Here is a 26,286-nt window from a genome sequence, read left to right as displayed (position 1 = left end):
GGGGCGGGTCAACGGGTGCGACCGACCTTGCCCGCCGGCGGGTCCGGCGGGCAAGGCACTTGAGCCACATCTGAGCTTGCGCCCGGATGCCTTCACAGGTTCTGCAGATCTTCTTCCTCAGTTCTTCCCGGCGCCCCCGGGGCCGCCGGCTCCCGCCTTCTTCCAGCCGATGTCCTGGTAGCGGGGGGTGCCGAGACCGAAGGCGCCGGCGTTGCTCACGCCCGGCTTGACCGCCACCAGCTCGGGACGCTGGTAGAGGGGGATGGACCCGGCGGCGGCCCAGATGCGGGCGTCCGCCTTCTTCATCAGCTCCCGGGACTCGTCCTCGTTCAGCTCACCGAGTGCCTGGTCGAACAGCTGGTCGATGTGGTCGGTGCCGACCCGGGTGTAGTTCTGCTCGACCAGCAGCGAGCCGTCCGCCGCCGGCTCCGGCTTGGCGAAGATCGGCCGTGCGTCGGTGGCCGGGTAGGCGGTCGCGGGCCACGAGTAGAGGGCGAGGTCGTACTCGCCCGAGGCGATGTGGTCCTTGAAGAAGCTCTCGTCCGGCACCTTGGTCAGCTCGGTGCTGATCCCGATGCCCCGCAGCATCTGCGCGATCCGGTCGCCGACCGTGCGCAGCGCCTCGGAACCCGGTCCGGAGGGCAGTACGAACCGGAGGCTGAGCGTCTTGCCGTCCTTGGCCAGCAGGGTCCCCGAGGTGCGCACCTGGCGGGCCGGGGCCGGCGTGCCCTTGGCCGGGACGCCCGCCGCCGGCTCCCGCCCGTCACCCTCCTTCGCATCGGCCGCCTCCGCGTCCTCGTCGGCGCGCTTCTTGCCGTCGTCACGCGCGCCCGCGGCCGGCGCCTCGGCCTGGTCGACCAGCGAGGCCTCCTGGAGGGCGGCCAGCGGGGCCGGGGCCAGCAGGGCGGCGCCGCCGCGCCGCGCGGACGCGGTGTCCGCGTCGACGACCTCGCCGTCCGCGTCCGCGGCATACACGCCGTCCCCCGGGTACCGGCCCCGTTCCGCGACCGGCAGGCGGCCCGGGTTCTTCTCGCCCTCCTGGCCCACGACGTACAGCCCGTCGTTGCCCGTGGCGTCACCGGCGGGCCGGGCCGTCTTGGAGTCGTCCCCGGCCGGCCGCGCCTCGCCGCCCGCCCGGGCGCCCGCCGCGGCGTCCCCGAGCGGCGCGCCCTTGCGCCAGCCGGCGTCCGCGAGCAGGGCCTGGGCGGCACGGGTGTCCCGGCCGCCGAGGGCGCCGCTGTTGTCGGCGTACGCGCGCTGCCCGGCCAGCGCCAGATGGCTGCCGACCGGCCGGGCGGGCAGCCCCAGCGGCTTGAGCACGGCCTCGGCCAGCGCCTGCCGGTCCAGCACCCGGGCGATGGCGCGGCGCACCCGCTCGTCGGCCAGCGGGCCGCTCGCACCGTTCAGCGCCAGCTGCGTGTACGCGGGCTCCAGCGACTTGCGCACCCGGAAGCCGCCCAGCGCCTTCTGCTCCGCTGCGTACGTGGCCACCGCGTCGGCGTTCCGCTTGCGCGCGGCCTTCTCGTCCTCGGCCTGCTCCTCGGCGGAGCCGTGGGCGAGCGCCCATGACCTCAGCGCCTGCGCCGGGGTGACGGCGGAGCCGGGCCCGTGCGCCGGCTTCCCGGCCGCGCCCGCACCCCGCTTCGCGTCGCGCAGCGCCAGCGCGATCCGCTCGGCCCCCGCCCGGTCGACCTCGGCGATGTCGAGCTTCCCGGCCGCCAGCGCGGCCGGCCGCTCGGCCCGGGGCACCGCGGCCAGCACCAGGGTGTCGAGCTTGGCCGGCTGGCCCCACCAGCGCGGGTTGCGCGACAGGGCGACCGTGGCGTTCTTCTTGTCGACCGCCCCGAGGCCGAACGGGCCCGCGGTGACCTTGAGCGCACCCCGCGCACCCTCGTTGAAGGCCTCGGGGGTGCCGGTGACCTGCTTGGGGTAGAGCGGGGTGAACAGCGACCGCCAGTCGGCGTAGGGCTTGGCGAAGGTGACCTTGACCTCCAGGTCGTCCCGGCCGCGCTCGATCTTCTCGATGCGCTCGTAGCCGGCGTTGCGGGCCGTCCAGTACGCCGAGTCCCGGCCGTTCAGCGCGCGCCACTGGGCGACGAAGTCGGGGGCCCCGATCTCGCGGCCGTCGCTCCACACCGCCTGCTGGTTGAGCTTGTAGAGGACGACCTGCTTCGGCTCGCGCTCGACGACCTCGGCCTTCTCCAGGTAGTCCGGATTGGCCACCGGCCGGCCCTGCGCGTTCAGGGTGAACAGCGCCGGCAGCACCGCACCCGCGATCCGGGTGGTGGTGGCGTCCGCGTCGGCCTGGAAGGTGTTGAGCGTGTCGGGCAGCGCGTCGACGGCCCAGCGCATCACGCCCCCGTCGGCCACCATCGGCCGGGCGGCGGCGCCGATGTCCTGACCGGCGGCCCGGCCGCCCTCGTCATCGGGCGAACCGCACCCCGCCAGGAGGGGCAGCGCGAGCACGCCCGAGGTCAGGAGCGCCAACGATCTGCGCCTTCTCTGGGACATGGGTGGTACCTCCGGGGGCGGCCGTTCTCGATCACGTATGGCGGTATGGCGGTATAAGGAGCTGATCACACCGGTGACGAAACCACTGAAATCGACCACGCGCCGCTCCCCCCTCACCCGCGCCGCGCCACGCCGCCAACCCCACCCGCTCGGCCCAACGGGGCTTGCCGCCCCCCACCCCCGGCGGTAGCGGAGGAACGCCGGGCGTTCCCTCCTGCGAGGGATGAGAATGGGGAGAGGAGGGGCGCACAGATCGCGCCTGCGCGCCCGCAATCCCGGCACATCCCTTCACAACCGGGGACGGGAGGCGCGACACTCGCAGGCGCACATGAGCGTTGCCACCGCAACCTGCGGAAGTGAGGGCAAGTCATGTCCCTGCAGGACGATTTGAATGCCGTACGGCGCAACCTGGACGAGCTGACCCGCAAGGTCGAGCAGCTGGAGCAGAAGGCCGCGCGCCAGTCCCCGGCCGGCTCCTCGTCCCCGACGCCCCCGGGCCAGGGGATGGTCACCATCCCGGACACCCCGTACGACAGCGCGATGTGGACGGACACGGACGACGAGGGCCTCGGCGCCCGCGACCGTCGCGCGCCGTAGCGGCGTAGCCTCCGCCCTGACCACGGCCCCGCCGCCCCGGCGGGGCCGCGGTCGGGCTTTGCCGCTCCCCCGCATCACCGGGGTCCCGCACCGCCGCGTTCCGGTCCGCCTCCTCCGGCACCGGCTCGCCCGGCCGGCCCCCGGCCGCAGGGCCGCCCCAGGCCTCACACCCCTCGTCCACTCCACCCGGAGTCCCTCTTGGCCACAGGAACAGAACCACCCGCCCGGCTGACCGGCGTGCACGACGCCTCCCGGGCCGAGATCCCCGCCCGGCACCTGCGCACCGACCGCTGGTGGCTGGCCCCCGCCGCCACCGCGGCGGGGCTGCTCGCCTTCATCGTCTACTCGACCTGGCGGGCCTTCGCCAACGCCGACTACTACGCCGCGCCCTACGTCTCGCCGTTCTACTCGCCCTGCCTCGCGGAGAACTGCGTCCCGATGCAGGGCGGCCCCAACTGGGCCCTGTTCGGCAGCTGGTGGGGCCTGTCCCCCGCGCTGCTGATCCTGGTCTTCCCGCTCGGCTTCCGGCTGACCTGCTACTACTACCGCAAGGCGTACTACCGCGGCTTCTGGGCCTCACCGCCCGCCTGCGCCGTCGCCGAACCGCACGCGAAGTACACGGGCGAGACCCGCTTCCCGCTCGTCCTGCAGAACCTGCACCGCTACTTCTTCTACGCGGCGCTGCCGGTCGCCGCCATCCTGACGTACGACGCGCTGCTGACCTTCCGCGACGAGAACTACGAGTGGGGCCACATGGGCCTGGGCACGCTCGTCTTCCTCGTCAACACCGTGCTGATCTGGGCCTACACCCTGTCGTGCCACTCCTGCCGGCACATCATCGGCGGCCGCCTCAAGCACTTCTCCAGACACCCGGTCCGCTACCGCCTGTGGGGCTGGGTGGGCAGGCTCAACGCCCGCCACATGCTCCTCGCCTGGGCCTCACTGATCAGCGTGGCGCTCTGCGACCTGTACGTGTACCTGCTCGCCACCGGCGCCTTCACCGACCCGAGGATCTTCTGACATGGCTCAAGTCGACCGGCAGCAGTGGGACGTGGTCGTGGTCGGCGCGGGAGGCGCCGGGCTGCGGGCCGCGATCGAGGCGCGGGAGCGGGGCGCCCGTACCGCGGTGATCTGCAAGTCCCTGTTCGGCAAGGCCCACACCGTGATGGCCGAGGGCGGCATCGCCGCCTCCATGGCCAACGTCAACGAGCACGACAACTGGCAGGTGCACTTCCGCGACACGATGCGCGGCGGCAAGTTCCTCAACCAGTGGCGGATGGCCGAGCTGCACGCCAAGGAGGCCCCGGACCGCGTCTGGGAGCTGGAGACCTGGGGCGCGCTCTTCGACCGCACGCCCGACGGGAAGATCTCCCAGCGCAACTTCGGCGGCCACGAGTACCCCCGCCTCGCGCACGTCGGCGACCGTACGGGCCTGGAACTGATCCGCACCCTCCAGCAGAAGATCGTCTCCCTCCAGCAGGAGGACCACGAGGAGACCGGGGACTACGAGTCGGGCCTCAAGGTCTTCCAGGAGTACACGGTCACCCGCGTCGTCAAGGACGGAGACAAGGTCTCCGGAGTCTTCTGCTACGAACGCGAGTCCGGCCGCTTCTCGGTCCTGGAGGCCCCCGCGGTCGTGCTGGCCACCGGCGGCATCGGCAAGTCCTTCAAGACCACCTCGAACTCCTGGGAGTACACCGGCGACGGCCACGCCCTGGCCCTGCTCGCCGGCGCGCCCCTCCTGAACATGGAGTTCGTCCAGTTCCACCCGACGGGCATGGTCTGGCCCCCCTCGGTCAAGGGCATCCTCGTCACGGAATCCGTCCGCGGCGACGGCGGCGTCCTGCGCAACAGCGAGGGCAGGCGCTTCATGTTCGACTACGTCCCCGACGTCTTCAAGGAGAAGTACGCGGAGACGGAGGAGGAGGGCGACCGCTGGTACGAGGACCCGGACAACAACCGGCGCCCGCCCGAACTGCTCCCCCGCGACGAGGTGGCCCGCGCCATCAACTCCGAGGTCAAGGCGGGCCGCGGCTCCCCGCACGGCGGCGTCTACCTGGACGTCTCGACCCGCATGCCGGCCGAGAAGATCAAACGCCGGCTCCCCTCCATGTACCACCAGTTCAAGGAACTGGCGGACGTCGACATCACGGCCGAGCCGATGGAGGTCGGCCCGACCTGCCACTACGTGATGGGCGGCATCGCCGTCGACTCGGACACCGCCGCCACGGTCGGCGTACCCGGGCTCTTCGCCGCGGGCGAGGTCGCGGGCGGCATGCACGGCTCCAACCGCCTCGGCGGCAACTCCCTCTCCGACCTCCTGGTCTTCGGCCGCCGGGCCGGCCTGCACGCCGCGGAGTACGCGTCCGGACTCCCCGCCCGCCCCGCCGTCTCCCAGGACCAGATCGATGCGGCCGCGACGGAAGCCCTCGCCCCGTTCCACGCGGAGGAGGGCGCGGAGAACCCGTACACCCTCCACCAGGAACTCCAGCAGACGATGAACGACCTGGTCGGCATCATCCGCCGGGAGGGCGAGATGGCCCAGGCCCTGGAACGGCTGGCCGCCCTGCGGGTACGGGCCCGTCGCGCCGGCGTCGAGGGGCACCGCCAGTTCAACCCGGGCTGGCACCTCGCCCTCGACCTCCGCAACATGCTGCTGGTCAGCGAGTGCGTGGCCCGGGCCGCCCTGGAGCGCACCGAGAGCCGCGGCGGCCACACCCGCGAGGACTACCCGTCCATGGAACGCTCCTGGCGCCCGGTGAACCTCCTCTGCAAACCGACGTCACCCACCCCCACGGACCCGGCCGCCGACCACATCGAACTGATCCGCACCCGCACGGACCCCATCCGCCCCGACCTCCTCGCCCTCTTCGAGAAGGAAGAGCTGGTCAAGTACCTGGCCGAAGAGGAGCTTTTCTCATGAGCACGTACGACGCGCGCTTCCGGGTCTGGCGGGGCGACGCGGAGGGCGGCGGCCTGCGGGACTTCACGGTCGAGGTGCACGACGGCGAGGTGGTGCTGGACATCATCCACCGGCTCCAGGCCACCCAGGCGGCGGACCTGGCCGTCCGCTGGAACTGCAAGGCGGGCAAGTGCGGCTCGTGCAGCGCGGAGGTCAACGGCCGCCCCCGTCTCATGTGCATGACCCGCATGTCGACCTTCACCCGCGACGAGACCATCACCGTCACCCCCCTCCGCGCCTTCCCGGTCGTCCGCGACCTGGTCACGGACGTCTCCTTCAACTACGCCAAGGCCCGCGAAGTCCCGGCCTTCGTCCCGCCCGAGAACCTGAAGGCCGGCGAGTACCGGATGCAACAGGTGGACGTGGACCGCTCCCAGGAGTTCCGCAAGTGCATCGAGTGCTTCCTGTGCCAGGACACCTGCCACGTGGTGCGTGACCACGAGGAGAACAAGACCGCCTTCGCCGGCCCCCGCTTCCTGATGCGGGTGGCCGAACTGGACATGCACCCGCTGGACGCGGCCGCGGAGCAGGGCCTGGACCGCAAGCGCACCGCCCAGGAGGAACACGGCCTGGGCTACTGCAACATCACGAAGTGCTGCACGGAGGTGTGCCCCGAGGGCATCAAAATCACCGACAACGCCCTGATCCCCCTCAAGGAACGAGCGGTGGACCGCAAGTACGACCCGCTGATCTGGCTGGGCAACAAGATCCGCCGCCGGGCGGACTGACTCCGGCCGGGTGGCCCGGGGCCGTGACGGCTCCGGGCCACCGGCTTCGTCCCTCACACCGCACGACACCCCCCAATGCTCAAAAATGATGCGTTTCAACAGGTCAGACGAACCCGCCCGCCGCGCGACGGCCGAAGCGCGTAGCGATCTGTGGCGGCTCGTGTCCGGCCACGGCGGGCCGTGAGTCGCGCGACGGCCGAAGCACGTAGCGATCGTGGGCGGCTTATGAAGGTGCACAGCCGGCCCGAAGGCCGCCGAGCCGGGCGGGGGGCCTACGGACGCTGCCGCGTCCGCCCCGTGGGGCGGGGGCCCGGGGCAGCTCCGGTGACCGGGGGACGTGCCGCGGAACCGGGGATGCCCCTTCCCCGACGCCGGGTCCCGGCCCTGAGGGTGGTTGGTGGTGGATGTCCCCCCGGGTCGTTTTCCTGGGGCTGTCCGCCGAGGGCCTTTCCTTCCGGGCCGGGGTGGCCTGTCAAGGGCGCTCCTTCGTCGCGTCGCCTGCGGCGATTCCACTTCGTTCCACCCTTGACAGGCCACCCCGCCCCGGAAGGCAAAGACCTCGGCGGACACCCCCAGGAAGGACGCCCAGGGGGACAACGCAGGCACTCCGGTACCAGGGGCGTGTCCCGGCGTCGGGGTCCGGCCCCGCCCCAAGGGGCGGACGCGTCAGCGTCCGTAGGCCCTAGCCGGTCTCGGCGGCCTCCGGGCCGCCCGTGCCCCTTCATAAGCCGCCCACGATCGCTACGCGCTTCTCCCTCACGCGTCAACCGGCTCACACGGGGTGAAGACGGGGCGCGGCCGTGCGGTGGAAGCGGACGCGGACGGCTGGTCAAGCCGACCCGCATTCCGCCCACAGCAACTTCCCGCCCGGTTCTCCGTACAGCCCGCCGCTGCCCAGCGGGTACGCGCCCCAGTTGTCCGCGTAGGACTGCACGAGGAACAACCCTCGGCCACACTCGGCGGTCGTCGCGGGGGTGTCGGCCGTGCCGCCGGGCGTGAAGGGTGGAGGGATGTGCGGGTTGCTGTCCCAGACCGCCACGCGGAGGCGGTCGGGGGTGAGGGCGCGCAGGCGGAGGGTGTACGGGGTGTCGGAGTGCAGGTAGGCGTTGGTGACCAGCTCGCAGGTCAGCAGCTCGGCGGTCGGCTGCACGGCGGTCATCGCGTGCACCTGGAGGACCCAGCGGAGCATCCGCCGGGCGAGGCCCGGAGCGCGGGGATCCTGCGGAAGTTGGAGGGTGTAGGCCCACGACGGGGCTACGGTGACACTCATGGAAGTCTCCGATCACGGAGGGGTGTTGGTGTCGATGCGTGTGGTGCCCGGTGACCAGGTCGCTCCATCGAGCGGGGTGCTTCCGGGTGGAAGGCCTGGTGCTCACGTTAGAGCCATCCATGGAATGCATTCCATGGATGGCTGGGATGGCAGCCCCACTCCATTCATGTGGGTGACGGCCTTCGCGCAGGAGTTCTGATGCCCTCGACAACGCCAACGGCCAGGCGCCAACGGCTCGGCAGCGAGCTGCGTCGACTACGCGAACGCGCCGGACTGACGGCCACCCAGGCAGCCGCCTTCATCGGCGGCAACCAGGCCCGCATGAGCAATATCGAAGCCGGCCGCTACGGCGTGAGCGCAGAGCGGGTACGCGACCTGGCGCGCCGGTACGAATGCACGGATACAGAGCTGATCGAAGCACTCTCCGGCATGACGGGGGAGCGCAGGAACGGCTGGTGGGAGGAGTACCGGGAAGTCCTCGCCGCAGGTCTGCTCGACCTCGCCGAACTGGAGTACCACGGCACGCGCCTACGCACATCTCACACGTCCGGGATTCCCGGGCTCCTTCAGACGGTGGAACACGCTCGGGAGGTGTTCCGCCAGGTCGTACCCGAACTGACACCATCACAGATCGAGCACCGCCTTTCCTTCCGCATCAAGCGTCAGGAGGTGCTGTTCGGGGATGCACCACCGCCGTACACGGCAGTCATCCACGAAGCCGCGCTTCGCATGCGGTTCGGCGGTCCAGAGGTGGCCAAGGCGCAGCTGACCCATCTCCTGGCGATGAGCGAGGCTCAGCACATCAGCATTCGTGCCATCCCCTTCACCGCCGGTGGATACCCAGGCGCAGGCCAGCCCGTCTACTACGTGCACGGCCCCGTCCCGCAGCTGGACACCGTTCAGCTCGACCAGTCGCACGGCGTGGTGCTGCTCGACGCGGAGGCGCAGCTGGCGAAGTACCGGCGAGTCCTGGATCGACTGGAAGCCCTCGCCTTGGACGAGCCGAGATCGCGGGACCTGCTCCAGTCCATTACCAAGACGCTTTGAGGAATCGCATGCTTCATGACCACTGGCAGAAGTCGACCTACTGCGGCGAGGGCGAATCATGCGTCTACGCAGCCCAGGACACCACCGCCATACGCATCGCCCAGCGCCCGGACGGCGGAGGACCTGTGGTGACCGCCGGTGCCGACGCCTGGGCAGCATTCGTACAGGCCGTGAGGGCCGCCGACCTGCGATCACAGGTCGCCCAGAAGCCGTGAAGGAGTCCCGTCATGCCCGAGCACTCCTGGCGGAAGTCGTCCCACTGCAGTGAGGGCGAGGCCTGCGTCTACGTCGCCCAAGACGCCACCGGCGCCCGCATATCCGGGCGCGCGGACGGCGGCGGACCCGTGGTCACCGCCGGTGTCGACGCCTGGGCGGCGTTCGTACAGGCCGTGACGACGGACGGCAGCGGGGAGCCGGTGGCGGATCCGGCCCGGTACTAGACGCACCCGGCGCCCGGGCCGGCTCCGGTCGCGAGGGGACGCTGGCGCTCATACCCTCCCAAATGTGACGCCGCCGAAGAGACGTGCCAGCGATCGGATAGCCCTGCGCGCCGCCATGGCGCTCGCCGCCGTTCTGCTGGCCTTCGGCGTGCTGCTCGTGGTGCACGCCGCCGGCGCGCGGGCCGACGATCCGATCTCCCTCGACCGGCAGGGGCAGGTGACCGATCGGGGCGGGGCCCTCGGGGAGCGGCGGGGGGAGGTCGTCGCGGCGCTGGAGCGGCTCTATGCCGGGCACCGCGTGCAGCTCTTCGTGGCGTACGTGGACGACTTCTCCGGGCGGTCCCCCCAGAGCTGGGCCGACGCCACCGCGGAGCGCAACGGGCTCGGCCAGAACGACCTGCTCCTCGCCGTCGCCACCGGCGCGCGCCAGTACGCCTATTCGGCCGATCTCGACTCCGGGTTCACCGAGGCGCAGCTCGCCGCGGTGGCCCGGGACGCCGTCGAGCCCGCGCTGCGGCAGAACGACTGGGCCGGCGCCGCGATCGGTGCGGCCGACGGGTACGGGGCGGTGCTCGACGGCAGGCCCGTGCCCGCCCCCTCGATCACCCCGGGCGACCCCGACCCCGGGGCCGGGTCGGGCGGTGAGAGCGGCGCGGGGGACTACGTACTGCCCGTGGTCGCGGTGGGGGCGGCGAGCGCGCTCGGCGTGTACGCGTACACGCGCAGTCGGCGCAAGAAGGCCGGCGGCGCCTCCGGTACGACCGCCACCTGGGGCGGCTCCGCCCCGGGTCGGCCGACGGAGGAGCTCGACGCCCGGGCCAGGGCGCTGCTCGTGGAGACGGACGACGCGGTCCGCACCAGCACCGAGGAACTCGGTTTCGCGTCGGCGCAGTTCGGCGACGAGGCGGCGAAGCCGTTCACGGAGGCCCTCGCGCACGCCGAGGACGAGCTGACCGCCGCCTTCCGGCTGCGCCAGCAGCTCGATGACGCCTATCCCGAGGACGACGCCACCCGACGGCGGATGCTCGACGAGATCATCGCCCGCTGCACCGAGGCGAACCGGCGGCTGGACGCGGAGTCGGCCGACTTCGACCGGCTGCGCGCACTGGAGAAGAACGCACCGGCGGCCCTGGAGACGGTCGAGGCGCAGTTCCGCGACCTCACCGGCCGGACCGGCATCGCGGAGGCCACCCTGACCGCGCTGCGCGGCCGGTACGCCGACTCCGCCTCGGCGCCCGTCGGGAGCAACCCGGAACAGGCGAAGGACCGGCTGCTGTTCGCCACCACCAGCCTGGGCCTGGCCCGGCAGGCCGTGGACGCCGGCGACAACGCGCGGGCGGCGGTGCAGGTGCGGGCCGCCGAGGGCGCCGTGGACCAGGCCGCCACGCTCGTCGACGCGGTGGAGCGGCGCGCGCAGGAGCTGGCCGAGGCGGCCGGGAAGCTCGACAGCGCGTTGACCGAGACCGAGACGGACCTCGCGGACGCGCGCGGGCTGCTGACCGGCACCTCCGAGGGGGTGTCGACCGCGGACCTGCGGGGCCGGATCGGCCGGGCCGAGGCTGTGCTGGCCGACGTACGGCAGGAGGTGGCGGGCGGGCGGTACGACCCGATCGACGCGCTGCGCCGGGTGGAGGAGGCGGACGCGGCCCTGGACGAGGCCCTGGCCGGGGCGCGCGAGGGGGAGACCGCCAACCAGCGCGCCCGGGCCCTGCTGGACCAGGCGCTGCTGACCGCGCGGAGCGCGATCGGGGCGGCCTCGGACTACGTCACGACGACGCGGGGCGCCGTCGGCAGCCAGGCCCGTACCCGGCTGGCGGAGGCGCAGCGGCACCTGGCGCGGGCGGGGGCACTGGCCGGCCAGGACGCGTCAGGCGCGCTGGCGGAGGCGCAGCGGGCGGACGCGCTGGCCCGGGAGGCGCAGGAGCTGGCCGAGCGGGACGTACGGGGCTTCCAGGCGCCGTACGGCGGTGGCGGCGCGGGCGGCCGCGGGGGCGCCGTACTGGGCGGGATCATCCTCGGCGAGATCCTGCGCGGCGGTTCCGGGGGCTTCGGCGGAGGCCGGGGCGGTTTCGGCGGCGGCTCCGGGCCCGGCCCAGGTTCGTTCGGGGGCGGGGGGACGCGGGGGCGCATGGGCGGCGGCGGCCGTTTCTGACGTACGCGTACGACCACTGCGCACTTTGCGCACTCCTAGGAGGAAAGCGATACACCATGACCAAGCAGACCATCCTCGGCCGCGTCACCCAGCTGGCGAAGGCGAACATCAACGCGCTGCTGGACCAGGCGGAGGACCCGCAGAAGATGCTGGACCAGCTGATCCGGGACTACGGCAACAACATCTCGGAGGCGGAGCAGGCGGTCGCGACGACCATCGGCAACCTGCGGCTGATGGAGCAGGACCACCGGGAGGACGTGGACGCGGCCGCCGAGTGGGGCGAGAAGGCGCTGGCCGCGAGCCGGAAGGCGGACGAGCTGCGGGCGGCGGGGTCGACGGCGGACGCGGACCGCTTCGACAACCTGGCGAAGGTGGCGCTGGGCCGGCAGCTCCAGTCGGAGAAGGAGGCGGAGACGGCGGAGCCGACGATCGCGGCGCAGACCGAGGTCGTGGACAAGCTGAAGTCCGGGCTGGACTCGATGAAGGAGAAGCTGACGGAGCTCCAGGCGAAGCGGGACGAGCTGGTGGCGCGGGCGAAGACGGCGCAGGCGCAGAACACGATGCTGGACGCGGTGAAGAGCATCGACGTGCTGGATCCGACGAGCGAGATCAGCCGGTTCGAGGACAAGGTGCGGCGGGAGGAGGCGCGGGCGATGGGCAAGGAGGAGCTGGCCGCCTCCTCTCTGGACGCCCAGTTCGAGTCCCTGGACGACCTGGGGCGCCAGTCGGAGATCGAAGCCCGCCTCGCGGCCCTGAAGGGCCGGGCCGCCTGACCGTGCCGGTCCCGTGCCGGTGCCGGTCGTTGCCGGAGGCGGCGCCGTCGTGGTGCGGGCCGTTGCCGCTGCGCGGAGGCCTTTCCCCACCCCGCCCCTTCCCGAACCGGGGCTCCGCCCCGGACCCTCCCCCAGACTCCGTCCGGGGGGACCCCCACGCCTCAAACGCCGGCGAGGCTGGAAGTCAGCCCCTCCGGCGATTGAGACGCGGGTCCGGGCAGAGCCCTGGGGGCACCTCCCAGCGGTAGCCGGGGGAGGAACGGAGGAAGGGCGGGGCGGGGAGAAGCCCCGCAGGGCAACGCACCCGCACCCCGCACGGACCTGCACCTGGCACGGGACCCGCACCGGGCCCGCGCCGCACGGCTACCCGTACAGCTCCAGCAGTTGCTCCGCCGAGAGTTCACCCGCGGCCGCGGCCTCGGCGCCCGGGAGGGCCAGGTCGAACCACACCGTCTTGCCCCGCGGGGTCCGCCGGCTGCCCCAGGACGTGCTGAGCAGCCCCACCAGCTGCAACCCGCGGCCCCCCTCGTCGGTGTCGCGGGCCCGCCGCCGCCGCGGCTGCGCCAGGGCACCGTCCCAGACCTCGCACACCAGCGTCCGGTCCAGCAGCAGCCGTAGCCGGATCTCGCCCTCTCCGTACCGCAGGGCATTGGTGACCAGCTCGCTGACCAGCAGTTCCGTGGTGTCCGCGAGGCCTTCGAGCCCCCACGCCGCCAGCTGCGCCCGCGCGAACTCCCGGGCGCGGCCGACCGAGACGGCCTCCCGCGGCAGCCGCCAGTCGCCGACCGCGTCGCCGGGCAGCCCCTGGACCCGCGCCATCAGCAGGGCGATGTCGTCCTCGCCGTGCCGGGTCTCCAGGCTGTTCAGCACGTGGTCGCAGACGTCCTCCAGGGGCAGGGAGGGGTCGGTCAGCGCCTCGCGCAGACCCCGCAGTCCCTCGTCGAGGGTGTGGTCGCGGGACTCGACCAGCCCGTCGGTGTAGAGGGCCAGCAGCGCGCCCTCCGGAAGCTCCACCTCGACCTCCTCGAACGGCTCGCCGCCCACGCCCAGCGGCATGCCGGGCGGCACCTCCAGCAGCAGCGCCCCGGCCTCGCCGCTCTCCACGAGCACGGGCGGCATGTGGCCGGCGTTGGCGATGGTGCAGCGCCGGGTGACGGGGTCGTAGACGGCGTACACGCAGGTGGCGAGGTACACCTCGGAGAGGTCGGCGTCCCGGGAGCGTGAGGCCTGTGCGCCGCCCGGTGCGCCGAGGCCGCGGGCGACCTCGTCGAGCGCGGACAGCACTTCGGCGGGTTCCAGGTCCAGCAGGGCGAGGGTGCGTACGGCGGTGCGCAGTTCGCCCATGGCGACGGCCGCCCGCAGTCCGCGGCCCATCACGTCGCCGACGACGAGCGCCGTGCGGTGCCCGGGCAGCTCGATGACGTCGAACCAGTCGCCGCCGACCTCGGTGGCGGTGTTGCCCGGGAGGTAGCGGCAGGCGATGTCCAGTCCGGCGGCCTCCGGGTCGCCGGGGGGCAGCAGGCTGCGCTGGAGGATCAGGGCCCGCTCGTGCTCGCGGCGGTAGAGGCGGGCGTTGTCGATGGACACGGCGGCGCGGGCGGCCAGTTCGACGGCCACGGCGCGGTCCCGCTCGCCGAAGGGCTCGCTGCCCTTGGTACGGGAGAACTGGGCCAGTCCCACCACCGTGTCGTGCGCGACCATCGGCACGACGAGGGTGGACTGCACCAGGTCGTCGGGGCCGGAGCCCAGGATCAGGCGGGGCCGGGCGGTGCGCAGGGCGAGGGCGCCGGGCGAGGCCGCGGGGTAGCGGTGGATCTCGCCGACGGCGACCGGTCCGGCGGGCTCGGCCCCTTCGCCGACGGGCGCGGCGCTGCCGGTCAGCGGGGCGTCGGAGACGGCGCTGGCGAAGGCGACGCGGCGCAGGGGTGCGGAGGGGAGCCGTCCGCCGGCGGTGCCGGTGGCGGCGGAGTACGGGCGCTGTGTGCCGGGACCGTGGCCGGGGCCGGGTGCGTGCACGCGGCCGGGTCCGTCGTCGTCGCCTTGGAGCAGCCCCTGGTAGAGGTCGACGGCGGCGAGGTCGCAGAAGCCGGGGACGGTGACGTCGAGCAGTTCGCGGGCGGTGGTCTCCAGGTCGAGGGAGTTGCCGATGCGGGAGCCGGCCTCGTTGAGCAGGGCGAGGTTGCGGCGTACGCCGGCGGCCTCGCGGGCGGCGAGGTGGCGGCGGGTGACGTCGGTGCCCAGGCCTGCGACGCCGATGGGGCGGCCGGAGCCGCCGTGGACGCGGTAGAGGTTGATGGACCAGTGGCGCTGTTCGCGGCTGCCGGGGGCGGCGCCGACGATGCGCAGGTCGGTGACCGCCTCGCCGGTCTCCAGCACCCGCTTCAGCGCGGCGGTCATGCGGTCGGCCTCGCGGCGCGAGAGGTAGTCGTGGACGGTGCGGCCGCGGTGGTCCTCCACGGCGCCGCCGAAGACGGTCGCGAACCGGCGGTTCGCCCGCTGGACGGTCAGATCCGTGCCGAAGAGGAGGAACCCGAAAGGAGATTGGCCGAATATCGCCTGAGAGGCGGCAAGGTCGGACTCGATGCGCCGCAGCGCCTGTACGTCGACCACGACGCAGAGCGCGGCCCGGTCGCCGTCCGCCGTCTCGGTGGGCATGACGTAGATCTCGGCCACCCCGTGCTCGCCGTCGCCTCCCGGGATCCGGAAGGGGACGAGGCCCGTCCACTCCTTGCCGTCGAGGATCTCGGCGATCTTGCGGTGACCGCCGGCCCGCAGTTCGGCGGGCATGAAGGCCTCTACCGGGTCGCGGCCCACCGCGTCGGCGGCCCTCAGCCCGAAGAGTTCCTCGGCGCGCAGGCTCCACTGGTCGACCAGCCCGTCGGGCCCGATCGAGAACGAGGCGACCCGTATGTGGTCATAGATCGAGCCGGGCGGACTGCTGTGCCACATGCTTTCGCGCCACAGTTCACCTGGCACTTGGGTCTCTCGTGCCTGCGCAGGTATTTCGCTCACGCGACCGTCCCCTCCAGCTCACCGCAACCGGACCGGTCATGGACGAAGTATTCAGCACCACGGCCATCACCGGTACGGCGTTCTCGATCACAGCACGGTCTCGGTCGCCCCCGCGGCCCCGTCGGCACGGTGGCTGCTCCGATCCGCTCGCGGTGATCTTCGGAGTCCCTTCACCTCTTTACTCACCGGGCAGCGCCAACTCGAACCACACGGTTTTCCCCGTCTTTCCGTGCCGGGTGCCCCAGCGCTGCGCGGAGACCGCCACCAGGTGCAGCCCCCGCCCCCCTTCGTCGTCCGGTGTGGCGAGCCGCTCGCGGGGCGGATCCGGAAGCGGATCGGAGACCTCCACGAGCAGCGCGGGCCGCGGTACGGAGGCGTCGGTGGCCGGATCTCGCCGTACCAGCCGGACGCCGATCGGCCCGGACGCGTACCGCAGGGAATTGGTCACCAGCTCGCTGACCAGCAGGACGGTCACGTCGCCGACGGAGTCGAGACCCCACGTCCGCAGCGCGCCGCGGACGGCGTGACGGGCGGTGCGGACCGCGCCGGGCTCGGCGGGAAAGGCCCATTCGGCGCGGTCGGCACGGTCGCCTTCGGTCTCGATCACGCCGATCACTTCCCGGGCCCCGTGGGGCCCCAGTCCGGTTTTCAGAGGGCGAGATAGGGATTAATAGCGACATACCCGATATCCGGGGCGTCGTACCGCCCGGGGGCCCACCCACCGGCGCACTGTGGCACGAACGGCGTACGTACCCCGGCCCCATGCGCCCTGCCCGGCGCACCGCGACGACCCCGCGCGCCCGACCGTGCGCCGGGTGTGACCAGAGGGAACGGCGGGATGCCGGAGGAGGGGGCGGGGCGCCGGAGGAGAGAGAGGCGCGCCGGAGGGAGAGGGCGGGCGCGCCGGGCGTCAGAGCCGGCCGGCCCGCAGGCGGCGGCCGGCCTCCGCGACGGCGGGGCGGTCCTGGTCGAGCCAGTCGACGGCGTCAAGGTCGTCGGGGCCGAGCCAGCGCAGCTCGTCGTGGTCCTCCAGCGGCTGCGGCTCACCGGAGACGAGGCGGGCGGTCCACACGTGCAGGACCAGTCCGGGCTTCAGGGGCCACTCCCCCGGGAGGCGCTCCAGCGGCTCGGCCTCGACGCCGAGCTCCTCGCGCAGCTCGCGGACCAGCGCCTCGCGCCCGGTCTCGCCGGGTTCGGCCTTGCCGCCCGGCAGCTCCCAGCGTCCGGCCAGCTCGGGAGGGGCGCTGCGCCGTGCGGCCAGCAGGCGCCCGTCATGACAAAGGGCTCCGCCCACGACCACGCGTACCGTCATGGGCGGAGCCTATGGGATCTGTCGGGGGTCGTACCGTGCGTCAGTTCTGCGTGACCGTCTGGCCGGTCCGCTCGACCCAGTACAGCTGCTTGTGGCCGCGGTCGTCGAGGCTGTCGGCGACCTTCTGGGCCTCGGCCCGGGTGGCGTAGCGGCCCACCCGGTAGCGGTTGCCGTTGTCGTCCTGCCGTATCACCAGCCACGGGAGCTCGGCACCGCTGTCGTTCATCGCGCTCCACCCTCCGCCGACGGGCATGCCCAGGAAACCGCATGATGCATATGCCTGAGCTTACGCCCGACCTTTACGGAGCGGATACGTGTTTTCACGAAGAGATACCTCACAGGCGTACGCATCCGGCCATGCGTACGACTGAGCCGCGTGCGCGGTGTCAGATCCGGCGCACGGACGGCATCGGGAGCACCACCGCACCCCCTTCGCTCCCCTTGCGGCACACGTCGCCGCAGGTGGCGTCGAGCGAGCAGCAGAGCGAGCAGATGGCGCCCGACTGCACGGGGCAGTCGGCGATGTCGGGGAGCTCGTACGCCGTCTCGCAGACGGTGCACTCCAGGGTGGCGGTGACGTCGGGCACGTCGGCGTCCGGGCCGTTCACCGGATTCGGGCGCGCGAGGTAGTACTTCCCCTTCGTGGCCCAGGCGATCAGGGGGCAGAGCAGCAGCGCGACCCCGGCGGCGATGAAGGTGGAGAAGGCCTCGGCGTACCGGCCGAAGAGTCCGAAGAACGCGAGGATGGACAGCACGGAGGCGATGGCCATCGCGCCGAATCCGGCCGGATTCACCGCGTACAGGTAGGCCCGCTTGAACTCGATGTACGGCGGGCTGAGGCCCAGCCGCTTGTTGATGACGAGGTCGGCTGCGACCGCGGCGATCCAGGCGATGCCGACGTTGGAGTAGAAGCCCAGCAGCTTGCCGAGCACGGCGAACATGTCGAGTTCCATCAGCGTGAGCGCGATGGCGAGGTTCAGGAAGATGTACCAGACCCGGCCCGGGTGGCGGTGGGTGATCCGGGAGAAGAAGTTCGACCAGGACAGCGAGCCGCTGTAGGCGTTGGTGACGTTGATCTTGATCTGGGAGACGATCACGAACACGGCCGCGGCGGGCAGGGCGAACGAGCCGAGCCAGGGGCGCAGCGCCTCGATCTGGGGGGCGATGGGCTCCAGGGCGTGGGTCTTGCCGACGGCTTCGAGGGCGACGAAGGCGAGGAAGGCGCCGCCGATCTGCTTGGCCGCGCCGATGACGACCCAGCCGGGGCCGGCGGCCAGGACGGCGAGCCGCCGGGTGCGGGCGTTCTGCTCGGTCCTGGCCGGCATGAAGCGCAGGTAGTCGGCCTGTTCGCCGATCTGGGCGATGAGCGAGAGGGCGATGCCGGTGCCGAAGCCGAAGCCGATCCAGGAGAAGCCGGAGCCGGCGCCCGCGGTGCCGCCGAAGTGGGTGAACTCCGTCCAGGAGCCGGGGGCCTCGAAGGCGAGCACCACGAAGGGGAGGACCAGCCCGAGGATCCACACCGGCTGGGTCCAGGCCTGGAGGCGGGCCAGGGCGCCCATGCCGCGGAAGACGAACGGGATGACGACGAGCGTGGTGACGAGGTAGCCGAGTTCGACCGGCAGTCCGGTGGCCTGGTGCAGCGCCTGGGCCATGATCGAGCCTTCGAGCGCGAAGAAGATGAAGGTGAAGGACGCGTAGATGAGGGAGGTCAGGGTCGACCCGAAGTAGCCGAAGCCGGCGCCCCGGGTGACCAGGTCCATGTCGAGGCCGTGGCGGGCGCAGGCGCGGGCGATGGGGATCCCGGTGAGGAAGATGACCACCGCGGCGGCCAGGATGGCCGCGATCCCGCTGGTGAACCCGTAGGCGAAGACGATCGAGGCGCCGATCGCGAAGTCGGCGAGGTACGCGATGCCGCCGAGCGCGGTGCCGGCGACCGCGCCGGGGGACCAGCGGCGGAACGAGTGGGGGGCGTAGCGCAGCGAGTAGTCCTCGCGGCTCTCGTCGGCGGCGAGCCGGGCGTAGTTGCGGCGGGGGCCCTGCGGCCGGTGGGTGTGGGTGGCCGTGTCCGTCATGCGGGGACCGTAGGGCGGGTGCGTGACGGGCCGCCGCACGGCGCCGTTGCCCGCCGGTTACGCGGCCTGACGCCACGTCAACTCCGGGTTAACACCCCCGGACACCGCGTCCGGCTACCGTACGCTCCCGCCGCGGCCGGCCCGTACGCGGCCCCGACCGGCCCCGCGGCCGCCTTCCCTGCGGCCGGCCCCGCCGCGCCCCGGCGCTCCGGGACCCCCGCACCCCTGCCGGCGCCCCCGGCCCCGCCCCCGCCCCCGCTACCTGACCGGCAGGTGGTACGCCACGCGGTAGCGGTCCGCGGGGACGACGACGTCGGCGGTCTCGACCGCGCGACCCGAGGCGAAGTACGTCCGGCCGATGACCAGGACGACGTGGCCCGGGACGCCGCCGAGCGCGAGGATCTCCTCCGCGAGCCCCGGGCGGGCGCCGACCTCCTCCACCACGTTGTCCACGACCACGTCGATCGCGGCCATCCGGTCCACGACGCCGCAGCCCCCCAGCGGCCCCTCCTCCGGCAGCATCACGGGCGTGCGGCCGGTGACGGCGAGGGGCTCCCAGGAGGTGGAGAGCATCATGGCCTCGCCGGCGTCGCGGAAGACGTACCGCGTGCACATCACGCGGTCGCCCGGCTCGATGCCGAGGCGCTGGGCGATCTCGGGCGGGGCGGTGGTCTGCTCGCTGCTGGACTCCCAGGTGCCGCGCGCGCCGCTGTCGGCCTGCTCCTGCCGGAAGGGGGTGGACGTGCCCCCCGTGCGGTACCCGGAGCGGGCCACGCGTCTGGGCACCGGCCGCTCCCGTACGTACGTGCCCGAGCCCGAGCGGCCCTCGACGAGGCCCTCCGCCATGAGGACCTTGCGCGCCTCCAGCGCGACCGTGTCGGACACGCCGTACTCCTCGCGGATCCGGGCCTGCGAGGGCAGCCGGGTGTGCGGGGGCAGGGACCCATCGACGATCTTGCGTCGTAGATCCCCCGCGACGCGCAGATAGGCCGGCTGCTCACCGAAAGTCACGGGCCACTCCCATCAGGTTGACAGACAGCAACAGCCTGGCAACCGTCGGTTGTTGACCGCAAGCGAGGGCCAAGGATTCACCCAATGTGATGAAGGTGAGGTCGGAAAACCTGCGACATGCCCCTTACCGACAGTACAACGATCAAGCGTTTCCGGCCGCTTCGTCAACCTCCCCTTGACCGAGATGGTCCAGACCAATACGTTCCCCGGTGCACGGCCCGGCAACTCCCGTATCCGCGTTGGAAGTCCGAAGGAAGCCCATGCGCCGCAGCACACTCGCCAGGCTGGCCGTAGCCGCCTGCTCCCTCTCCCTCCTGACCGCGTTCGCGCCCGCCGCGGGCGCGGACGACACCGCCGACCGCACCGCGGACCGCACCGCCGCGGCCTCCCACGCCCGGCACGCGTACAAGCGCGTCGGCTACTTCACCCAGTGGGGCGTCTACGGACGCGACTTCCAGGTCCAGGACCTCGACACCAGCGGCACCGCCGCCAAGCTGACCCACGTCAACTACGCCTTCGGGAACATCGGTGCCGACGGCAGGTGCGTCATGGGCAACACCCCCGGCGAGGCCGACGCGTGGGCCGACTACCAGCGCCCGCTGGACGCCGCGAACTCCGTCGACGGCGTCGCCGACACCTGGGACCAGCCGCTCGCGGGCAACTTCAACCAGCTGCGCGAACTCAAGGCCAAGCACCCCGGCCTGAAGGTGCTGCTCTCCCTGGGCGGCTGGAGCTGGTCCACCCACTTCTCCGACGCCGCACTGACCCCCGCCTCCCGCAAGGCCCTGGTCTCCTCCTGCCTCGACCTGTACGTCAAGGGCAACCTCCCGCAGGACGGCACCCGGGGCGGTGCCGGCGCGGCCGCCGGCGTCTTCGACGGCATCGACCTCGACTGGGAGTGGCCCGGCTCCGCGGGCGACACCGACACGACGTACCGGCCCGAGGACAAGCGGAACTTCACCGCCCTGGTCCACGAGTTCCGCACCCAGCTCGACGCGTACGGCCGGACCGTGAAGCGGAAGTACGAGCTGTCCGCGTTCGTGCCCACCGCCCCCGCCAAGATCGACGCGGGCTTCGAGGTCCGGAAGATCATGCGCGACCTCGACTTCGTCACCCTCCAGGGCTACGACTTCCACGTCTCGGGCGAGCCCGTGACGGCCCAGCAGTCCGCCCTCCACGCCCGCGACGACTTCAGCGTGGACGGCACCGTGCGCGCCTGGCTGCAGCGCGGCGCCCCCGCCCGCAAGCTCGTGGTGGGCATGCCCTTCTACGGCCAGGGCTGGACCGGCGTCACCGGCGGCGGCGACGGCATGGGACAGCCCGCCACCGGCCCCGCCCCGGCCACCTGGGCCCCGGGCTACGAGGACTACAAGGCCCTCAGGAAGCTCGCCGCCTCCGGCGCGTACCGGCTGTACCGCGACCGCCGCGGCGGCCACGCCTGGCTCTTCGACGGCACCACCCTGTGGACGTACGACGACCCGCAGGTGCTGCGCCGCAAGTCCGCCTACGTACGCGCCCACGGCCTGGGCGGCGCGATGTTCTGGTCCCTCGACGCCGACACCCCCGACGGCGAGCTGATCACCGCCGTGGACCGGGGCCTGACGCACTGACAGCACCACCTGCCAGACTCCGGTCCATGAGGAATTCGACCGTACGGACGGTGAACGGGCTCACCCGGCGGTGGGCCCGTTCGCTCCGTTCCGGGGACAGCACCGTGTTCACGGCGGCCGGGCTCTGGCCCCTGCTCGCCCTCCTGGCCGACGGCGCCGACGGCCCGGCCCGCGACGAACTCGCGGACGCGCTCGGCATACCGGCCGGGGAGGCGGCCGCCACGGCCCGGGAGCTGTTCGAGGGCCTCGCCGGGATCGGCGGCCTGGAGACCGCCCTGGGCCTGTGGACCCGCGCCGGCCTGCCCCTGCGCGAGCGGTGGGCCGCGGGCCTGCCGGAGGGCACCCGGGGCACCCTCACCGGCGTACCGGACGCGGACCGGGCCGCCCTGGACACCTGGGCCAAGGAGCGCACCGGCGGGCTGATCGAGAAGATGCCGGTGACGGACCCCGCAGCGGCCCTGATGGTGTTGGCCTCGGCGCTGGCGCTCGACGTGTCCTGGCTGCACCCCTTCGAGCCGGTGCCGCAGCGTCCCGCGGACGGGCCCTGGGCGGGCCGTACGGTCGCGGGCCTGTACCGCCTGACGTCCTCCCTCGACCGGGTCGGCGTCGCGCAGACCCCGGCCGGCCCGCTCACCGTCCTCCAGGTCGGCGGCGAGGCCGGGGTGGACGTCCACCTCGTCCGGGCCCCGGAGGAGGTGGACGCAGGCGAGGCGCTGGCGCTGGGCCTGGACGTGTCGACGGGCGTCGTCCCCGCCCTGCCGGGGGACCTGCTGCCCGAGGGGACCCCGGGCCCTGGCGTGACGGTGGGCATCGTGGAGGCGTTCTCCCCTGCGCCCTCCCTGGAGGTCTCCACCGTGGCGTTCGAGGTCGCGGCCGAGCACGACCTGACGGAGCGGGCGCCGCTGTTCGGGCTGGCCACCGCGCTCCGGGACGGGGACCACTTCCCCGGGATCAGCGCGGAGCCGCTCGCGGTCGGCGAGGCCCGGCAGTCGGCGCGGGCCGAGTTCCACGCGGAGGGCTTCCGCGCGGCGGCGGTCACCGCCGTCGCGATGCGGCCGGGGGCCGGCCCGCCGCCGGCGAAGCACCGCGTCCGCCGGATCCGGGTGGCCTTCGACCGGCCGTTCGGCTTCCTCGCCGTACACCGCGCCAGCGGCCTCGTCCTGGCCGCCGGCCGGGTCGCGGAGCCGCTGCCGTATCCGGCGGGCACCGGGCCGGGAGGAGTCGTGGGAAGGCCGCGGCCGTAGCGAGCGGGCGCGCGGAAGGGGCGGCCGCCGGTGGCGGCCACCCCCTCACCCTGCCCGGGTCCGGGCGCGCTCCTCAGGGCCTCAGAACTGCAGGGCCCAGGAGTCGATCTTGCCGGTGTCGATGTTCGCGTTGTCGTTCACGCGGAGCTTCCAGGTCCCGTTCGCGACCTCCGAGGAGGCGTTGACCGAGTAGGTCTGGATGATGTTGTCCGCGCTGCCGCCGCTGCGGTTGTGCAGGGTGTAGACGGAGCCGTCGGGCGCGACCAGGTCGACCTTCAGGTCACCGATGTACGTGTGCTTGATGTCGACCGCGACGGAGAGGGTGGCCGGGGCGTTGCCCGGGACGCCGCTCACGGTGACCGGGGACTCCACGGTGGAGTTGTCGTTGATCGCGTAGTCGCCGGTGTTCTCGAACCGCGGCCCGGGCGGGGTGGTCGAGCCGCCGCCGACGTACAGCAGGCGGTTCGGGGAGCCGGTGCCGGGGCTGGTCACCACGTTCGGGGTGGCCGCGTTCACCAGGGCGGTGGACACCTGCGCCGGGGTGCTCGACGGGTTGCTCGCCAGGTACAGCGCCGCCGCGCCCGCCACGTGCGGGCTGGCCATCGAGGTGCCGGAGATGGAGTTGGTCGCCGTGTCGCCGCTGTTCCAGGCCGAGGTGATCGAGGAGCCGGGGGCGAACAGGTCCAGGACCGTGCCGTAGTTGGAGTAGCTGGCCTTGGCGTCGCTGCTGGTCGTGGCGCCGACGGTGATGGCCTCGGTCACGCGGGCCGGGGACTTGGTGCTGGCGTTGGTGGACTCGTTGCCCGCCGCGACCGCGTAGGTGATGCCGCTCGCGATGGAGTTGCGTACGGCCGTGTCGAGCGCGGAGTCAGCGCCGCCGCCCAGCGACATGTTGGCCACGGCCGGCTTCACGGCGTTCTGCGTGACCCAGTCGATGCCCGCGACGACCTGCGCGGTGGTGCCGGAGCCGGAGTTGTCCAGGACGCGGACGCCGACCAGCTTGACCTTCTTCGCGACGCCGTACGAGGTGCCGCCGACGGTGCCGGCGACGTGCGTGCCGTGGCCGTGACCGTCCTGCGCGGTGTTGTCGTTGTCGATGGCGTCGTAGCCGTAGGAGGCCCGGCCGCCGAAGTCCTGGTGGGTGATGCGCAGGCCGGTGTCGATGATGTACGCCGTCACGCCCTGGCCGGCGAGGTCGGGGTACGTGTAGCTCTGGTTGAGCGGCAGGGCCTTCTGGTCGATCCGGTCCAGGCCCCAGGACGGCGGGCTGGGCTGGGTGGCGTCGATGGTGAAGCGGCGGTTCTGGACCACCGACTTCACGGCCGGGTCCGCGGCGAGCTTGCGGGCCTGCGCCTCGCTCAGCTGGACCGCGTAGCCGTTGAGCGCCTTCTTGTAGGTCCTGTTGATCTTCGCGCCGTACTCGCGGGCGATGGCCCGGCCCTGCGCGGAGTCGGCGGCGGCGCCGTCGAGGGTGACGATGTAGCTGCCGGATATGGCGCCGGGGGCGCCCGCGTTCTCGATGTGTCCCTCGGCGGTGCCGGCCGCGGCGGCGGGGAGCGCGGAGACCGCGCCGAGTACGAGCGCGGCGACGGCGGTCGCGCTCAGTCCTGCGAGTGTGCGTCGTGGGCGCATCACGGACATGTGGGGGGTCCTCCTCGGGTGTGGGGATGCCGGAATCCGGTCAGGGACATGTCAAGGACAGCGGTGCGCTGTCCCCAACTACCGGACGCCAACGCAAGGTTGACCCACCCCTCCGAGATCCCACAAGAGGACAACAGCCGCTTAACAGCCCTGCCACACACCCGTCAAAAGATGGCAAAGACCAGCCGCATAAACCGGTGCGGCCGGCGCCCGCGGAACGGCGGCCGCGAGGCCCTCAGAGCTCCTTGCGCGGCGGCCCCTCCGACAGCCCCGGCCGGGCCTTCGGGGGCTTGGTCCGCACCTCGACCCCGCCCCAGAACGCGAAGCCGGTCACCACCACGCGCGGCGCCCCCGGCTCGGGCGCGCTCCCGGACGTGCGCTGGTCGAAGGCGCCCATCACGCCGACGCCCCGCACGTCCACCTCCACGCCCGGCGGCACGGTGATCTGGATGCCGCCCATGACGGCCACGCAGTTGAGCACCACCTCGCGCTCGGCGAACGTCGCCTCCCGCAGGTCGATCTCACCGCCGCCCCAGAACGCCACCGCGTCGAACCGCGCCGGCACCGTCCAGCGGCCCTTGCGCTGGAAGCCCGACATCACCGCCACCGCCCCGGACGACGTACCCGTCCCGCCGATCCGCGCCGGCCAGGACGACGCACCGGCCGGCGCTCCGGCCGGCGGCGCGGCGTACGGCAGGGGCGCGGGCGCCGTGCCGCCCGGGGCGGGCAGGTCCCGGGTGAGCGGGGCGAGCTCGGCGTACGTGCGCGCCTTGAAGGCGGCCTCCAGCCGCTCCTCGAACTCCCCCATGTCGAGGCGCCCTTCGGCGAGGGCGTCCCGCAGGCGCTCCGCCACCCGCTCCCGGTCGGCGTCCGAAGCCCGCAGCTCGGGCAGCTCGTCACTCATACCGCCACCCTAGAACCTACGCCCCTCCCCCGGCGTACATCCGTGCGATCACGTCCTCGATGTCCGGCTCCCGCACGGACAGGTCCAGCAGCGGGTACTCCGCGGCCACCGCCGCCACCAGCGGGGCCGCCGAATCCGAGGCCGGGAAGGCCAGCCACTGCCGGGGCCCCTCCACCTTCACCGTCCGCGCCCCCTTCACCGCCACCGGCGGGAGCTCCCGCTCCAGCTCCACCACCAGCGTCCGCTCGGCACCGGCCACCTCGTGCAGACCGCCCAGCGGGCCGTCGTAGACCATCCGCCCGTGGTCGATCACCATCACCCGCTCGCACAGCTGCTCGATGTCCTGGAGGTCGTGCGTGGTCAGCAGCACCGTCGTGGCCCGCTCCGCGTTCAGCTCCCGCAGGAAGGACCGCACCTTCGCCTTGCTGATCACGTCCAGGCCGATCGTCGGCTCGTCCAGGTACAGCACCTCCGGATCGTGCAGCAGCGCCGCCGCGATGTCCCCGCGCATCCGCTGCCCCAGCGACAGCTGCCGCACCGGTACGTCGAGCAGCGCGCCCAGGTCCAGCAGCTCCACGCAGCGGTCCAGGTTGGCCCGGTAGCGGGCCTCGGGGATCCGGTACATCCGGCGCACCAGCGCGTACGAGTCCCGCAGCGGCAGGTCCCACCACAGCGTGGTGCGCTGCCCGAAGACCACGCCGATCCGGTGCGCCAGGCGGTTCCGGTCGCGCGAGGGGTCCACGCCGGCCACCCGCAGCCGGCCGCCGCTCGGGGTGAGGATGCCGGTGAGCATCTTGATCGTGGTGGACTTGCCCGCGCCGTTGGGGCCGATGTATCCGACCACCTCGCCGCGCGGGACCTCGAAGCTGATCCCGTCCACCGCCCTGACCTGCGTCTTCTCCCGGCGGAACAGGCCCGCCCGCCGCCGCACGTCGAAGACCTTCTCGACGTCCGCCACCTCGATCAGCGCCATCTCCGCCCTTCCTTCCGCGCCCCGTCG

The 26,286-nt window shown here is 72.8% G+C and carries 22 protein-coding genes; 11 read left to right on the top strand and 11 right to left on the bottom strand.

Going from position 1 to position 26,286, the window contains the following annotated elements:
* Positions 1 to 117: 117 nt before the first annotated feature.
* Entirely contained in the window at positions 118 to 2,511 is a 2,394-nt protein-coding gene (locus ACIF6F_RS12310; protein ID WP_399944925.1) for an ABC transporter family substrate-binding protein, read from the bottom strand.
* Positions 2,512 to 2,880: 369 nt separating this feature from the next.
* On the opposite strand from ACIF6F_RS12310, the gene ACIF6F_RS12305 reads away from it, so the two are divergent.
* From ACIF6F_RS12305 to ACIF6F_RS12290, 4 genes are all read left to right on the top strand, one after another.
* Entirely contained in the window at positions 2,881 to 3,108 is a 228-nt protein-coding gene (locus tag ACIF6F_RS12305) for a hypothetical protein (protein WP_399944923.1), read from the top strand.
* A 198-nt stretch (positions 3,109 to 3,306) separates the two neighbouring features.
* A complete protein-coding gene (locus tag ACIF6F_RS12300) occupies positions 3,307 to 4,128 on the top strand; it encodes a hypothetical protein (protein WP_399944920.1) in 822 nt (273 codons plus the stop codon).
* Between the two features lies 1 nt (position 4,129).
* A complete protein-coding gene (locus ACIF6F_RS12295) occupies positions 4,130 to 6,031 on the top strand; it encodes a fumarate reductase/succinate dehydrogenase flavoprotein subunit (RefSeq protein ID WP_399944917.1) in 1,902 nt (633 codons plus the stop codon).
* The gene (locus tag ACIF6F_RS12290) at positions 6,028 to 6,798 is read left to right on the top strand and encodes a succinate dehydrogenase/fumarate reductase iron-sulfur subunit (RefSeq protein WP_399944914.1); all 771 of its coding nucleotides are present in this window, start codon (positions 6,028 to 6,030) and stop codon (positions 6,796 to 6,798) included. The genes ACIF6F_RS12295 and ACIF6F_RS12290 overlap by 4 nt, the downstream gene beginning before the upstream one ends.
* Positions 6,799 to 7,627: 829 nt before the next feature.
* Here the strand turns inward: ACIF6F_RS12290 and ACIF6F_RS12285 are convergent.
* Positions 7,628 to 8,068 carry an ATP-binding protein gene (locus ACIF6F_RS12285; RefSeq protein WP_399944911.1) on the bottom strand — a complete coding sequence of 147 codons (441 nt, stop codon included), beginning with the start codon at positions 8,066 to 8,068 and terminating at the stop codon, positions 7,628 to 7,630.
* Positions 8,069 to 8,266: 198 nt separating this feature from the next.
* On the opposite strand from ACIF6F_RS12285, the gene ACIF6F_RS12280 reads away from it, so the two are divergent.
* From ACIF6F_RS12280 to ACIF6F_RS12260, 5 genes are all read left to right on the top strand, one after another.
* Complete coding sequence (locus ACIF6F_RS12280) at positions 8,267 to 9,115, top strand: helix-turn-helix domain-containing protein (RefSeq protein WP_399944909.1); 849 nt, start codon at positions 8,267 to 8,269, stop codon at positions 9,113 to 9,115.
* Positions 9,116 to 9,123: 8 nt separating this feature from the next.
* A complete protein-coding gene (locus tag ACIF6F_RS12275) occupies positions 9,124 to 9,330 on the top strand; it encodes a DUF397 domain-containing protein (RefSeq protein ID WP_399944907.1) in 207 nt (68 codons plus the stop codon).
* Positions 9,331 to 9,342: 12 nt separating this feature from the next.
* Complete coding sequence (locus ACIF6F_RS12270; protein WP_399944906.1) at positions 9,343 to 9,555, top strand: DUF397 domain-containing protein; 213 nt, start codon at positions 9,343 to 9,345, stop codon at positions 9,553 to 9,555.
* A 115-nt stretch (positions 9,556 to 9,670) separates the two neighbouring features.
* Complete coding sequence (locus ACIF6F_RS12265; RefSeq protein ID WP_399945552.1) at positions 9,671 to 11,707, top strand: TPM domain-containing protein; 2,037 nt, start codon at positions 9,671 to 9,673, stop codon at positions 11,705 to 11,707.
* Between the two features lie 56 nt (positions 11,708 to 11,763).
* Positions 11,764 to 12,480, top strand: a complete 717-nt coding sequence (locus ACIF6F_RS12260) for a PspA/IM30 family protein (protein ID WP_399944903.1) — start codon at positions 11,764 to 11,766, stop codon at positions 12,478 to 12,480.
* A gap of 363 nt (positions 12,481 to 12,843) precedes the next feature.
* On the opposite strand, the gene ACIF6F_RS12255 is transcribed toward ACIF6F_RS12260, so the two are convergent.
* From ACIF6F_RS12255 to ACIF6F_RS12230, 6 genes are all read right to left on the bottom strand, one after another.
* A complete protein-coding gene (locus tag ACIF6F_RS12255; protein WP_399944901.1) occupies positions 12,844 to 15,429 on the bottom strand; it encodes a SpoIIE family protein phosphatase in 2,586 nt (861 codons plus the stop codon).
* Between the two features lie 241 nt (positions 15,430 to 15,670).
* Positions 15,671 to 16,108, bottom strand: a complete 438-nt coding sequence (locus ACIF6F_RS12250) for an ATP-binding protein (protein ID WP_399944898.1) — start codon at positions 16,106 to 16,108, stop codon at positions 15,671 to 15,673.
* 294 nt (positions 16,109 to 16,402) lie between these two features.
* Positions 16,403 to 16,804 (bottom strand): (deoxy)nucleoside triphosphate pyrophosphohydrolase, encoded by a 402-nt coding sequence (locus ACIF6F_RS12245; RefSeq protein WP_399944895.1) that lies wholly within the window; start codon positions 16,802 to 16,804, stop codon positions 16,403 to 16,405.
* A 40-nt stretch (positions 16,805 to 16,844) separates the two neighbouring features.
* Positions 16,845 to 17,030 carry an SPOR domain-containing protein gene (locus ACIF6F_RS12240; RefSeq protein WP_399944892.1) on the bottom strand — a complete coding sequence of 62 codons (186 nt, stop codon included), beginning with the start codon at positions 17,028 to 17,030 and terminating at the stop codon, positions 16,845 to 16,847.
* 160 nt (positions 17,031 to 17,190) lie between these two features.
* Entirely contained in the window at positions 17,191 to 18,876 is a 1,686-nt protein-coding gene (locus tag ACIF6F_RS12235; RefSeq protein ID WP_399944889.1) for a purine-cytosine permease family protein, read from the bottom strand.
* A 258-nt stretch (positions 18,877 to 19,134) separates the two neighbouring features.
* Positions 19,135 to 19,887, bottom strand: a complete 753-nt coding sequence (locus tag ACIF6F_RS12230) for a GntR family transcriptional regulator (RefSeq protein ID WP_399944886.1) — start codon at positions 19,885 to 19,887, stop codon at positions 19,135 to 19,137.
* A 260-nt stretch (positions 19,888 to 20,147) separates the two neighbouring features.
* On the opposite strand from ACIF6F_RS12230, the gene ACIF6F_RS12225 reads away from it, so the two are divergent.
* Positions 20,148 to 21,497, top strand: coding sequence for a glycoside hydrolase family 18 protein (locus ACIF6F_RS12225; RefSeq protein WP_399944883.1), 1,350 nt, complete (start codon positions 20,148 to 20,150; stop codon positions 21,495 to 21,497).
* Positions 21,498 to 21,523: 26 nt separating this feature from the next.
* Positions 21,524 to 22,741, top strand: a complete 1,218-nt coding sequence (locus ACIF6F_RS12220) for a serpin family protein (protein ID WP_399944880.1) — start codon at positions 21,524 to 21,526, stop codon at positions 22,739 to 22,741.
* Positions 22,742 to 22,822: 81 nt separating this feature from the next.
* Here ACIF6F_RS12220 and ACIF6F_RS12215 read toward each other — a convergent pair whose 3' ends face one another.
* The 3 genes from ACIF6F_RS12215 to ACIF6F_RS12205 all read right to left on the bottom strand — a co-directional run bounded on the left by ACIF6F_RS12215 (position 22,823) and on the right by ACIF6F_RS12205 (position 26,259).
* Complete coding sequence (locus tag ACIF6F_RS12215; RefSeq protein ID WP_399944877.1) at positions 22,823 to 24,382, bottom strand: S8 family peptidase; 1,560 nt, start codon at positions 24,380 to 24,382, stop codon at positions 22,823 to 22,825.
* Positions 24,383 to 24,617: 235 nt separating this feature from the next.
* Positions 24,618 to 25,286: a DUF1707 domain-containing protein gene (locus tag ACIF6F_RS12210; RefSeq protein ID WP_399944874.1), complete on the bottom strand. Its 669-nt coding sequence runs from the start codon at positions 25,284 to 25,286 to the stop codon at positions 24,618 to 24,620.
* 16 nt (positions 25,287 to 25,302) lie between these two features.
* Complete coding sequence (locus tag ACIF6F_RS12205; protein ID WP_399944871.1) at positions 25,303 to 26,259, bottom strand: ATP-binding cassette domain-containing protein; 957 nt, start codon at positions 26,257 to 26,259, stop codon at positions 25,303 to 25,305.
* Positions 26,260 to 26,286 lie beyond the last annotated feature (27 nt).

The sequence above is a fragment of the Streptomyces sp. NPDC086023 genome, from assembly GCF_044540325.1.
Taxonomy (GTDB): Bacteria; Actinomycetota; Actinomycetes; order Streptomycetales; family Streptomycetaceae; genus Streptomyces.
This window is presented reverse-complemented; position numbering and strand designations above follow the sequence as displayed.

Coding starts and splice junctions, on each gene's coding strand:
- ACIF6F_RS12310 (WP_399944925.1), bottom strand. CDS start 2,511: ATGTCCCAGAGAAGGCGCAGATCGTTGGCGCTCCTGACCTCGGGCGTG.
- ACIF6F_RS12305 (WP_399944923.1), top strand. CDS start 2,881: ATGTCCCTGCAGGACGATTTGAATGCCGTACGGCGCAACCTGGACGAG.
- ACIF6F_RS12295 (WP_399944917.1), top strand. CDS start 4,130: ATGGCTCAAGTCGACCGGCAGCAGTGGGACGTGGTCGTGGTCGGCGCG.
- ACIF6F_RS12290 (WP_399944914.1), top strand. CDS start 6,028: ATGAGCACGTACGACGCGCGCTTCCGGGTCTGGCGGGGCGACGCGGAG.
- ACIF6F_RS12285 (WP_399944911.1), bottom strand. CDS start 8,068: ATGAGTGTCACCGTAGCCCCGTCGTGGGCCTACACCCTCCAACTTCCG.
- ACIF6F_RS12280 (WP_399944909.1), top strand. CDS start 8,267: ATGCCCTCGACAACGCCAACGGCCAGGCGCCAACGGCTCGGCAGCGAG.
- ACIF6F_RS12275 (WP_399944907.1), top strand. CDS start 9,124: ATGCTTCATGACCACTGGCAGAAGTCGACCTACTGCGGCGAGGGCGAA.
- ACIF6F_RS12270 (WP_399944906.1), top strand. CDS start 9,343: ATGCCCGAGCACTCCTGGCGGAAGTCGTCCCACTGCAGTGAGGGCGAG.
- ACIF6F_RS12265 (WP_399945552.1), top strand. CDS start 9,671: ATGGCGCTCGCCGCCGTTCTGCTGGCCTTCGGCGTGCTGCTCGTGGTG.
- ACIF6F_RS12260 (WP_399944903.1), top strand. CDS start 11,764: ATGACCAAGCAGACCATCCTCGGCCGCGTCACCCAGCTGGCGAAGGCG.
- ACIF6F_RS12255 (WP_399944901.1), bottom strand. CDS start 15,429: ATGTGGCACAGCAGTCCGCCCGGCTCGATCTATGACCACATACGGGTC.
- ACIF6F_RS12245 (WP_399944895.1), bottom strand. CDS start 16,804: ATGACGGTACGCGTGGTCGTGGGCGGAGCCCTTTGTCATGACGGGCGC.
- ACIF6F_RS12240 (WP_399944892.1), bottom strand. CDS start 17,030: ATGAACGACAGCGGTGCCGAGCTCCCGTGGCTGGTGATACGGCAGGAC.
- ACIF6F_RS12235 (WP_399944889.1), bottom strand. CDS start 18,876: ATGACGGACACGGCCACCCACACCCACCGGCCGCAGGGCCCCCGCCGC.
- ACIF6F_RS12225 (WP_399944883.1), top strand. CDS start 20,148: ATGCGCCGCAGCACACTCGCCAGGCTGGCCGTAGCCGCCTGCTCCCTC.
- ACIF6F_RS12220 (WP_399944880.1), top strand. CDS start 21,524: ATGAGGAATTCGACCGTACGGACGGTGAACGGGCTCACCCGGCGGTGG.
- ACIF6F_RS12215 (WP_399944877.1), bottom strand. CDS start 24,382: ATGTCCGTGATGCGCCCACGACGCACACTCGCAGGACTGAGCGCGACC.
- ACIF6F_RS12210 (WP_399944874.1), bottom strand. CDS start 25,286: ATGAGTGACGAGCTGCCCGAGCTGCGGGCTTCGGACGCCGACCGGGAG.
- ACIF6F_RS12205 (WP_399944871.1), bottom strand. CDS start 26,259: ATGGCGCTGATCGAGGTGGCGGACGTCGAGAAGGTCTTCGACGTGCGG.